General features: G+C 42.6%; 15 protein-coding genes. 6 read left to right on the top strand and 9 right to left on the bottom strand.

The window, feature by feature from the left end:
* Positions 1 to 570 precede the first annotated feature (570 nt).
* On the top strand, positions 571 to 723 hold the full coding sequence (locus LC574_RS14575) for a hypothetical protein (protein WP_229454185.1): 153 nt from the start codon (positions 571 to 573) through the stop codon (positions 721 to 723).
* Positions 724 to 796: 73 nt separating this feature from the next.
* Here LC574_RS14575 and LC574_RS14570 read toward each other — a convergent pair whose 3' ends face one another.
* Positions 797 to 1,069, bottom strand: a complete 273-nt coding sequence (locus tag LC574_RS14570) for a hypothetical protein (protein WP_229454184.1) — start codon at positions 1,067 to 1,069, stop codon at positions 797 to 799.
* Positions 1,070 to 1,293: 224 nt separating this feature from the next.
* Complete coding sequence (locus LC574_RS14565; protein WP_229454183.1) at positions 1,294 to 1,518, bottom strand: hypothetical protein; 225 nt, start codon at positions 1,516 to 1,518, stop codon at positions 1,294 to 1,296.
* A 347-nt stretch (positions 1,519 to 1,865) separates the two neighbouring features.
* Here LC574_RS14565 and LC574_RS14560 point away from each other — a divergent pair, with 347 nt between their 5' ends.
* A complete protein-coding gene (locus LC574_RS14560; RefSeq protein ID WP_229454182.1) occupies positions 1,866 to 2,150 on the top strand; it encodes a hypothetical protein in 285 nt (94 codons plus the stop codon).
* On the opposite strand, the gene LC574_RS14555 is transcribed toward LC574_RS14560, so the two are convergent.
* Together LC574_RS14555 and LC574_RS14550 are read right to left on the bottom strand one after the other, a co-directional pair.
* On the bottom strand, positions 2,132 to 2,710 hold the full coding sequence (locus tag LC574_RS14555; protein ID WP_229454181.1) for a DUF5615 family PIN-like protein: 579 nt from the start codon (positions 2,708 to 2,710) through the stop codon (positions 2,132 to 2,134). The genes LC574_RS14560 and LC574_RS14555 overlap by 19 nt on opposite strands.
* Entirely contained in the window at positions 2,707 to 2,943 is a 237-nt protein-coding gene (locus tag LC574_RS14550; RefSeq protein ID WP_229454180.1) for a DUF433 domain-containing protein, read from the bottom strand. Before LC574_RS14550 ends, LC574_RS14555 begins: the two co-directional genes overlap by 4 nt.
* Positions 2,944 to 3,186: 243 nt before the next feature.
* On the opposite strand from LC574_RS14550, the gene LC574_RS14545 reads away from it, so the two are divergent.
* Positions 3,187 to 3,483, top strand: coding sequence for a hypothetical protein (locus LC574_RS14545; protein WP_229454179.1), 297 nt, complete (start codon positions 3,187 to 3,189; stop codon positions 3,481 to 3,483).
* A gap of 294 nt (positions 3,484 to 3,777) precedes the next feature.
* Here LC574_RS14545 and LC574_RS14540 read toward each other — a convergent pair whose 3' ends face one another.
* Entirely contained in the window at positions 3,778 to 3,936 is a 159-nt protein-coding gene (locus LC574_RS14540) for a type II toxin-antitoxin system RelE/ParE family toxin (RefSeq protein ID WP_229454178.1), read from the bottom strand.
* Positions 3,936 to 4,205, bottom strand: coding sequence for a type II toxin-antitoxin system ParD family antitoxin (locus LC574_RS14535; protein WP_229454177.1), 270 nt, complete (start codon positions 4,203 to 4,205; stop codon positions 3,936 to 3,938). Before LC574_RS14535 ends, LC574_RS14540 begins: the two co-directional genes overlap by 1 nt.
* 149 nt (positions 4,206 to 4,354) lie before the next feature.
* Between LC574_RS14535 and LC574_RS38015 the strand changes: the two genes are divergently transcribed.
* Together LC574_RS38015 and LC574_RS14530 are read left to right on the top strand one after the other, a co-directional pair.
* Positions 4,355 to 4,489: a hypothetical protein gene (locus LC574_RS38015; RefSeq protein ID WP_267871535.1), complete on the top strand. Its 135-nt coding sequence runs from the start codon at positions 4,355 to 4,357 to the stop codon at positions 4,487 to 4,489.
* A 90-nt stretch (positions 4,490 to 4,579) separates the two neighbouring features.
* Positions 4,580 to 5,302 carry a TerC family protein gene (locus LC574_RS14530; RefSeq protein ID WP_229454176.1) on the top strand — a complete coding sequence of 241 codons (723 nt, stop codon included), beginning with the start codon at positions 4,580 to 4,582 and terminating at the stop codon, positions 5,300 to 5,302.
* On the opposite strand, the gene LC574_RS38010 is transcribed toward LC574_RS14530, so the two are convergent.
* Both LC574_RS38010 and ndk read right to left on the bottom strand, forming a co-directional pair.
* On the bottom strand, positions 5,295 to 5,417 hold the full coding sequence (locus LC574_RS38010) for a hypothetical protein (RefSeq protein ID WP_267871534.1): 123 nt from the start codon (positions 5,415 to 5,417) through the stop codon (positions 5,295 to 5,297). The genes LC574_RS14530 and LC574_RS38010 overlap by 8 nt on opposite strands.
* Before the next feature lie 57 nt (positions 5,418 to 5,474).
* Positions 5,475 to 5,924, bottom strand: a complete 450-nt coding sequence (gene ndk / locus LC574_RS14525; RefSeq protein WP_229454175.1) for a nucleoside-diphosphate kinase — start codon at positions 5,922 to 5,924, stop codon at positions 5,475 to 5,477.
* 290 nt (positions 5,925 to 6,214) lie between these two features.
* On the opposite strand from ndk, the gene speA reads away from it, so the two are divergent.
* Positions 6,215 to 8,230, top strand: a complete 2,016-nt coding sequence (gene speA, locus LC574_RS14520) for a biosynthetic arginine decarboxylase (RefSeq protein ID WP_229454174.1) — start codon at positions 6,215 to 6,217, stop codon at positions 8,228 to 8,230.
* Here the strand turns inward: speA and LC574_RS14515 are convergent.
* On the bottom strand, positions 8,227 to 8,406 hold the full coding sequence (locus tag LC574_RS14515; RefSeq protein ID WP_229454173.1) for a hypothetical protein: 180 nt from the start codon (positions 8,404 to 8,406) through the stop codon (positions 8,227 to 8,229). The two genes, speA and LC574_RS14515, sit on opposite strands and share 4 nt — an antisense overlap.
* Positions 8,407 to 8,507 lie beyond the last annotated feature (101 nt).

The raw sequence follows: 8,507 nt of genomic DNA, 5'->3' as shown, positions 1-8,507 counted from the left end.
AGCAGTTTTCATGTATTTGAACCACATCTGTTGTAGGGGTAAAGCGCATTGCTCATTGGTGTCAACTTAACGTAAAAGCCATGTCCCGCAAGGAACTTCAGTTCCTTGCTAATAGCGAAAGTCATCTGAAGATGACTAAATATAGCCAAAAATCTTTAGTCTACTTGAGTAGACTTTAGCTATGAGCCGCTGAAATTCATTTCTGGGCGGGCGTGGAAGCCAACAGATAAGCGATTTTTAGCTTAAGTTGACACCAATGAGCAATGTGCTTTACCCCTACCGCGTGGTCTATTTACCTGAAAATAGCTGTAAGCATTTCTTGCAAAGATTAAATTTTTTCTTATGAATGTTAAAGCAATTGTTACTCAGGTTGAAGCATGTATAAGAAAGGTTTAAACATTTCTTGCAAAAATTAAATTTTTTCTTATGAATGTTAAAGCAATTGTTACTCACGTTAAAACTTTGGTTAATAACGTTGAAAGTTTTCCTCACCCTACTTTCACCAGAGAGACGGGATTAGCCTCTATGTCTCTGGAATGTAAACATCTATTATTGTATCCATGAGTCAAAATGTTGTTGGATAAGGTAGGATATTTTGGAACCAATTACAGCTACTGCGATCGCAACTATCCTGGTGGGCTTTGCTGGTTAGATGCCAGAAAACCAGATTTAGCAGCAGAGATTGTGGAGTTTGCTCAGTTTTACATGAAACAAAGCTTTTAAGTTTATTTGAGTGAAGCGAAAGTTGTAATCATAAAACACAGCTAGCAGTCTGCCAAGGAAACTTTGCGCTGAGTCAAGCAGCAAACAACAAGACAGCCTGAATATCTTCAGAAAAAATAAAAATATTGACGTTGCTGATTTCATGTAAGTAGTCATGCAAAATTAAATATACATTGTCATTGCGAGTGTAGCGTTCGCGGTAGCGTCTCGTAGAGAAGCGGAACGAAGCAATCGCAAGGCCTTGCGATTGCTTCACTTCGTTCGCAATGACATAAATATTTTTGCATACCCACTTAAACAACTCCCCGAATTCAATAAACGACTCCCCAAATTCAATAAACGACACCCCGAATTCAATAAACTACTCCCCGAATTCAATGAACAACTCCCCGAATTCGATGAACGACACCCCGAATTCGATGAACGACACCCCAAATTCAATAAACGACTCCCCAAATTCAATAAACGACACCCCGAATTCAATAAACGACTCCCCGAATTCGATGAACAACTCCCCGAATTCGATCAGGACTTACGCAGCGATGATTAGTCATTGCGAGCGGAACGCAGTCAAGCGTTGCAATCCCAGTCTTGACGAGATTGCAACTCTAAGAGACGCACTCGCGTTCGCAACGCTTGCAATGACGAAAATACGTTGCCTTTGCATAAGTCCTGTCGATGAACGATACCTTTGACCAAAAAAGAAAAGGGTACAAATCTTAAGGTGAAACGGTATAACACCTTGGCTGTTGCTATGGAGACGTTGCATTGCAACGTCTCTACATTTGGATTCATGGGAGCATCCCAATGAGAGCAAATTGCTAAGATAACAGATTGTCATTGCCAATGAAGCGTTCGCGGTAGCGTCTCGTAGAGAAGCGGAATGAAGCAATCGCAACACCTAGTCGCAAGCGAATTGCTTCGCTCCATTTCATTACGCTCGCAATGACAAATATATGTTTTTACACATTTGCGATGCTCCCGATTCATGCCGCAATTCAATAATGCTAAATTATTTTTAAATTAATACTTTACAAGTATAAAATTATACTTTAATATCAAGATAAGAAAGGCGATCGCCCTCCGCCAAGAGCCTGCGATCGCTTTTCCCTAAACCTTTATTCTGGGAGAAAATTATAGTCATGGCACAAGAAGAAGATTTTGTAGAAAATCAATCAGAACCGCAACAATACTTAGGTGGCGAAAATATAAATACACCTGCCTCCAATCAACCTTTTGCAAATCTATTACCCAAAAGAGAACCAATTAAACATTTACTCATTGGTTCTTCAAAAGCCGTTACCAGCACAATCCACTATTTGCAAGTAATTGGCTACGCCAGCACAGGAGACTGGAGTCCATTAGTACCAACCGGCAACGCAGATGAGGTAATGAGTATTTTAATCCGTCAGATTTTAATGCAATAGAACATATTTAGATGGTGCGTTGCGTTTTGCGACAACGCACCTACCTCTGCGATCGCTACTGATGCACAATAATCGCATCTCGATTTATTGAAAGCGACGGGAAACTCCATCCCCTCGTGGGTGGTCGAGGTTGCTCGCCCGTCGCTTGGGGCATTGGGCATAGGGCATTGGTAACTTCTTCCCCATGCCCCATTCCCCATGCCCAAAAACTCCATCCCCTTGTGGGTGGAGTTTTTTATTTCAATATAGGAATGCTGCTTAAACAATTCAACTACAGATTGAAAGTTAGCTATAAATAAGGATTCCAATTCTAAGTTTTTAATATTGCCTGTCGTAATTAAAAGTAGTTTATAAGGTTGCTGAACTGTTAAAAAAGAGTTGACAAAATCCACATCTTTAGTAATTAAAATTCGATTTTGTTGAATTGATACAGCATTAATCTCATTATCTGGCGTAGCATTTTCCCCTGGTAAATCTCTGGTGTGGATCGTGTCATAACCTGAAGTTTTGAGAAAACGCGCAAGACGAACTGGTAACTGAGCATCCACAAGAAATTTCATGAGGCAATTCGATGAATGCTTTTGACTTGGCTAAGTCGAGCAGCAAACAGCAAGACAGCCTGAATATCTTCATATTCTAAATCGTCATAATCTGCCAATATTTCCTCATTAGTCATACCAGAACTGAGTAGTTCTAAAATTAACTCAACTGGATAACGAAGTCCTCGAATACAGGGTTTACCGTGGCAGATATCTGGATTATGAGTAATGCGTTGTAGAAGTGTGTCATTCATAAGGAAATATTCATAAATTATTACCATATTTTTGTTCTCATATTCTAATTATAGATGCCAAATAACGACGGCAAAAAAATAATTGTAGCTACAAATAAATACTTTTGACTTTTAATTTATTTTTTATTTAGGGATTTATAAGTATAAGATTATACTACATTATCCAAATAAGAAAGGCGATCGCCCTCCGCCAAGAGCCTGCGATCGCCTTTCTGTAAACCCCCATTCTGGGAGACAATTACAATGATGGCACAAGTACAAAAGTTTGTAAAAAATCACAACTTCGCCCAATCAGAATTACAACAGTACTTAGATGGCGAAAACTTAAATACACCCATCCTGAATCAATCTTCTGAAAATCAATTACCAAAAAGAGAACCGATTAAACATCTTTTAATAGGTTCTCCAAAAGCAGTTACTAGGACAATTCACTATCTGCAAGTGATTGGCTACCCCAGCATCGGCGATTGGAGTCCGCTACTACCAACCGCCAACCCAAGCGAGGTAATGAGTATTTTACAGCAGTTTTCATGTATTTGAACCACATCTATCGTAGGGGTTTAGCAATGCTAAACCCCTACCGCGTGGTCTATTTACCTGAAAATAGCTGTAATCCGTCAGATTTTAATGCAATAGGATATATCAAGATGGTGCGTTATCGCAAGGGCGCAACGCACCCTACTTGAACCACATCTATCGTAGGGGTTTAGCAATGTGCATTGGTGTCAACAAAAGCCTAGAAATAGCAAAACTTTCGGCTTGACTCACCCGCCTGGAACTAAAGTTTCAGGCTAATAGCTAAAGTCTACTAAAGTAGACTAAAGATTTTTCGGATTATTTAGTCATCTTTAGATGACTTTCGCTATTAGCAAGGAACTTCAGTTCCTTGCGGGACATGGCTCTATCTGCGATATCTGGATTTCCAGCAAACAGGTAATCGTTAATTTCTTGTAAGTCCTCGGTAGCTTGAAGCGATAGAAAATATAAACTCATTATTGTGCCTGAGTCTTTCTCAAAGCTTGGTTCTTTTGACGCAATTGCTCGATTACTTCTCTACCGTCGAGTCGTTCTTGGCAATCAAGTTGCTCAACCCCGATCGCAATTTCCCTTTGCAGTTCCTCAAACCGACCCTTGTAAATACGTTCCCGTTCCTCCAACAGTCTAATACCTGCAAGAATCACTTCCTCATTTGAGGTGTACTTTCCGCTTGCAACCTGACTTTGAATGAACTGCTCAAGCTCGGTTGTTAAGGAAATATTCATAAACTCTTACCATATTTTTGTTCTCATATAGCAATCCTATCTGATTTGTGAAAATTCTCAGTGTCCAGATCCCCGACTTCTTTAAGAAGTCGGGGATCTAACTTTTCACGAATGATTTAGGATTGCTATATTCTAATTCTAGATGCGAAATGACAGCAGTCCATTGCGATCGCCTTAAGCTAAATGTTAAAACTTTTGGTGTATTGACTTATACGCAAATTACCCCACTCGCAGGGCGATCGCACACATTTAACCCTCTTCAAAATGCACCACAACCACGTTAAGCTGAATTAGAGTGGCAATTTATTGCGCTTTTTAATATTAAAATCTCTGTTCTTGTCAAATTTTAATTTTTTCTGCTTGAGAAACCCGGAATGCTAGACCGAATTTTTGATTACCTCGACTTTCATTTCAGCATTGAAGCCCCTATAGTTCTGCTGATCTTGGTGCTTTTAGAGGCGCTGTTATCTGCCGACAATGCCATCGCCCTAGCTGCGATCGCTCGGGGGCTGGAAGACAAAGAACTTGAGCGTAAAGCTTTGAACTTTGGTTTAGTCGTTGCTTATGTGCTGCGAATCACCCTGATTCTCACTGCCACTTGGGTGCAACAATTCTGGCAATTTGAATTATTGGGCGCTGCTTATCTGCTTTGGTTGGTATTCCAACACTTTACCTCTCAAGAAGGTGAAGACGATCACCATCACGGGCCCCGTTTTGATTCATTATTGCAAGCGATACCAGTGATTGCATTTACAGATTTGGCATTTTCTTTGGATAGCGTGACAACTGCGATCGCAGTTTCTCAAGAAAAATGGCTAGTACTGACGGGTGCAACAATTGGTATTATTACGCTGCGATTCATGGCGGGATTGTTTATCCGTTGGCTAGACGAATATGAAAACCTAGAGGACGCAGGCTATGTAACTGTAGCGTTGGTAGGCTTGCGCTTGTTTTTGAAAGTGGTGAACGATAATTTAGTTCCACCAGAATGGATCATGATTGCTGCCATCTTCCTGATTTTAGGCTGGGGATTTTCCAAGCGTGTTGGCACTGAATTACCCCAAGTAGAACCAGAAAAGAGCGAAGTCTCTAAGTAAGTGAGGGGGATGAGGGGGATGAGGGGGATGAGGAAGAACTTACTTCCCTCATCTCCCCCCACTCCCTCATCTCCCCCCACTCCCTCATCTCCCCCACTCCCTCATCTCCCCCCACTCCCCACTCCCCACTCCCTCATCTCCCCCCACTCCCCACTCCCCACTCCCTAATTTTTTACTCGTGCAACCAAGGCGTTAAGTGTGGTTGCCAATTTACTAATTCTTCATCCTTAAACCATAGGGCTATTTCCCGTTGCGCGGTCTCTTGAGCATCAGAACCGTGGATTAAGTTGCGACCAATATCTAGGCCAAAATCGCCACGAATCGTTCCTGGTTCTGATGTTAAGGGGTTCGTCGCACCAATAATCTTTCTGGCAGATGTAACAACGCCATCACCTTCCCATACCATCGCTACTACTGGGCTAGAAGTGATAAATTCGACTAGACCAGGAAAAAAGGGACGTTCCCGGTGAACATCATAGTGTTGTTCAGCCAATTCCCGACTGACTTTAAGAAACTTTAAACCAACTAGGGTAAAACCTTTAGTTTCAAAGCGACGGATAATTTCCCCCACTAATCCCCGTTGTACTCCATCTGGCTTAATTGCTAAGAATGTACGTTCCAAAGCTATCTCCAAAAACTTAATGAATTTTTTATTTTGTCAATTGTCATTTGTCATTTGTCAATTGTCCTTTGTCCTTTGTCGTCCTCTGTCTTGAGTCCAAGGGTTTTCCACTAATGACCAATGACTAATGACCAATGACCAATGACTAATGACCAATGACTAATGACCAATGACTAATGACCAATGACCAATCAGAGTTTATCTCAGAAATTATCTTTGGGTGCATATACGTTCCCAAATGAATGCGTTAAATTGTTAAATTGTGGGCGAAAAACAGAGGCTAGGAAGAAATGGGTGTTGAATCAACTACTACATCTGACGAGGTGGTACAACTACCGTCCAATGGACACAAAGAAGTGAAAAATCATAAGCAAAAAAAGCTGTTACCACCTAGTTCTACCACAGGAGATTTACCTCGCTCTTGGAAAATTGAGGATAGTGAAGCCTTATACCGGATTGAAGGTTGGGGACAACCTTATTTTTCCATTAGCGCTGCTGGTCATGTTACCGTCGCACCCAAGGGCGATCGCGGGGGATCTCTTGACTTGTTTGAATTGGTCAATGCCATGAAGCAGCGCAACTTGGGACTTCCCATGTTGATTCGCTTTTCCGATATTTTGGAAGACCGGATTGAGCGCTTGAATGCTTGTTTTGCCAAAGCGATCGCCCGCTACAATTACCCGGGTGTCTACCGTGGCGTCTTTCCCGTCAAATGCAACCAAGAGCGGCATTTGATTGAGGATTTAGTGAAATTTGGCAAGCCTCATCAATTTGGTTTAGAAGCCGGTTCCAAGCCAGAATTAATGATTGCTCTGGCTGTCTTGGATACACCAGGAGCATTGTTAGTTTGCAACGGCTACAAAGACCGAGAATACATTGAAACGGCAATGTTAGCCCAAAGACTAGGGCAAACACCAATCATCGTTTTAGAACAAATTGAAGAGGTAGATTTGGTGATTGATGCCAATCGCCAGTTAGGTATTAAACCGATATTAGGTGTTCGTGCCAAACTCAGTACTCAAGGTATGGGACGTTGGGGAGCTTCCAGTGGCGATCGCGCTAAATTTGGTTTGACAATGCCTGAAGTAATCGAGGCTGTTGACAAGTTACGCGAAGCTAACCTGCTCGATTCTTTGCAGTTGATGCACTTCCACATCGGCTCACAAATCTCTGCCATTAATGTGATTAAAGATGCCATCCAAGAAGCCAGCCGCATTTATGTGGAATTGTCGATGCTGGGGGCGGATATGAAATACCTTGATGTTGGTGGCGGCTTGGGCGTAGATTATGATGGCTCCCAAACCAACTTTTATGCATCGAAAAATTATAACATGCAGAACTATGCCAACGACATTGTGGCAGAGTTAAAAGATACCTGTGCAGAGCGGCAGATTCCTGTACCAACACTGATTAGTGAAAGTGGACGGGCGATCGCTTCCCATCAGTCGGTGCTGATTTTTGATGTTCTCAGTACTAGCGATGTCCCCCTCGATTCACCAGAACCACCACAAGAGGGAGAATCCCCAATTATTAATTATCTTTGGGAAAGCTACCAATCCATTAACCAAGAGAATTACCAGGAATTGTACCACGACGCTGCACAATTCAAAGAAGAAGCCATCAGTCGCTTCAACTTAGGAATATTACGCCTCAGAGAACGAGCCAAAGCCGAACGCCTCTACTGGGCTTGTTGTCAGAAAATTCTCAAGATCACCAGACAGCAAGAATACGTACCCGATGAACTGGAAGACCTAGAAAAAATCATGGCTTCCATCTACTACGTGAATATGTCAGTGTTTCAATCAGCACCAGATTGCTGGGCGATCGATCAGCTATTCCCGATCATGCCAATCCACCGCTTGGATGAAGAACCAATCCGGCGAGGAATTTTAGCAGACCTCACCTGCGACAGTGATGGTAAAATCGACCGCTTTATAGACCTGCGCGATGTCAAATCGGTATTAGAGTTGCACACCTACAAGCCCGGAGAACCCTATTATTTGGGAATGTTCCTGAATGGAGCTTACCAGGAAATCATGGGCAATTTGCACAACTTATTTGGTGATACCAACGCTGTTCACATTCAATTGACGCCCAAAGGCTACCAGATTGAACACGTTGTCAAAGGTGACACCATGAGCGAAGTAGTGAGCTATGTCCAGTATGACTCCGAAGATATGGTGGAAAACATTCGCCAGCGTTGCGAGAAAGCATTAGAAGAAAAGCGCATTACCCTAGCAGAATCTCAGCGACTCCTACAAACCTACGAACAGAGTCTCAGAAGATATACGTATCTAAATAGTTAGGATTGGGCATTGGGGATTGGGCATTGGGGATTGGGCATTGGGCATTGGGCATTGGGCATTGGGCATTGGGGATTGAGCATTGGGCATTGGGCATTGGGCATTGGGCATTGGAAAGAGGCAGAGGGGAAAAATCTTCTCCCTGCTCCCTGCCCCATTCCCCATTCCCCATTCCCCACTCCCCACTCCCCACTCCCCCCTCCCCACTATGACAGATACTTTTGCAAAAACTAGCTGGAGTTGGCAGCTTTCTCCATTTAAACAACAAGCGGGAGAATGG

It is taken from the genome of Nostoc sp. CHAB 5715 (genome assembly GCF_020829685.1).
GTDB lineage: Bacteria > Cyanobacteriota > Cyanobacteriia > Cyanobacteriales > Nostocaceae > Nostoc.
This window is presented reverse-complemented; position numbering and strand designations above follow the sequence as displayed.

Coding starts and splice junctions, on each gene's coding strand:
- LC574_RS14555 (WP_229454181.1), bottom strand. CDS start 2,710: ATGAAATTTCTTGTGGATGCTCAGTTACCAGTTCGTCTTGCGCGTTTT.
- LC574_RS14560 (WP_229454182.1), top strand. CDS start 1,866: ATGGCACAAGAAGAAGATTTTGTAGAAAATCAATCAGAACCGCAACAA.
- LC574_RS14575 (WP_229454185.1), top strand. CDS start 571: ATGTTGTTGGATAAGGTAGGATATTTTGGAACCAATTACAGCTACTGC.
- speA (WP_229454174.1), top strand. CDS start 6,215: ATGGGTGTTGAATCAACTACTACATCTGACGAGGTGGTACAACTACCG.
- LC574_RS14565 (WP_229454183.1), bottom strand. CDS start 1,518: ATGAATCCAAATGTAGAGACGTTGCAATGCAACGTCTCCATAGCAACA.
- LC574_RS38015 (WP_267871535.1), top strand. CDS start 4,355: ATGACAGCAGTCCATTGCGATCGCCTTAAGCTAAATGTTAAAACTTTT.
- LC574_RS14545 (WP_229454179.1), top strand. CDS start 3,187: ATGATGGCACAAGTACAAAAGTTTGTAAAAAATCACAACTTCGCCCAA.
- LC574_RS14530 (WP_229454176.1), top strand. CDS start 4,580: ATGCTAGACCGAATTTTTGATTACCTCGACTTTCATTTCAGCATTGAA.
- LC574_RS14540 (WP_229454178.1), bottom strand. CDS start 3,936: ATGAGTTTATATTTTCTATCGCTTCAAGCTACCGAGGACTTACAAGAA.
- LC574_RS14550 (WP_229454180.1), bottom strand. CDS start 2,943: ATGAATGACACACTTCTACAACGCATTACTCATAATCCAGATATCTGC.
- LC574_RS14535 (WP_229454177.1), bottom strand. CDS start 4,205: ATGAATATTTCCTTAACAACCGAGCTTGAGCAGTTCATTCAAAGTCAG.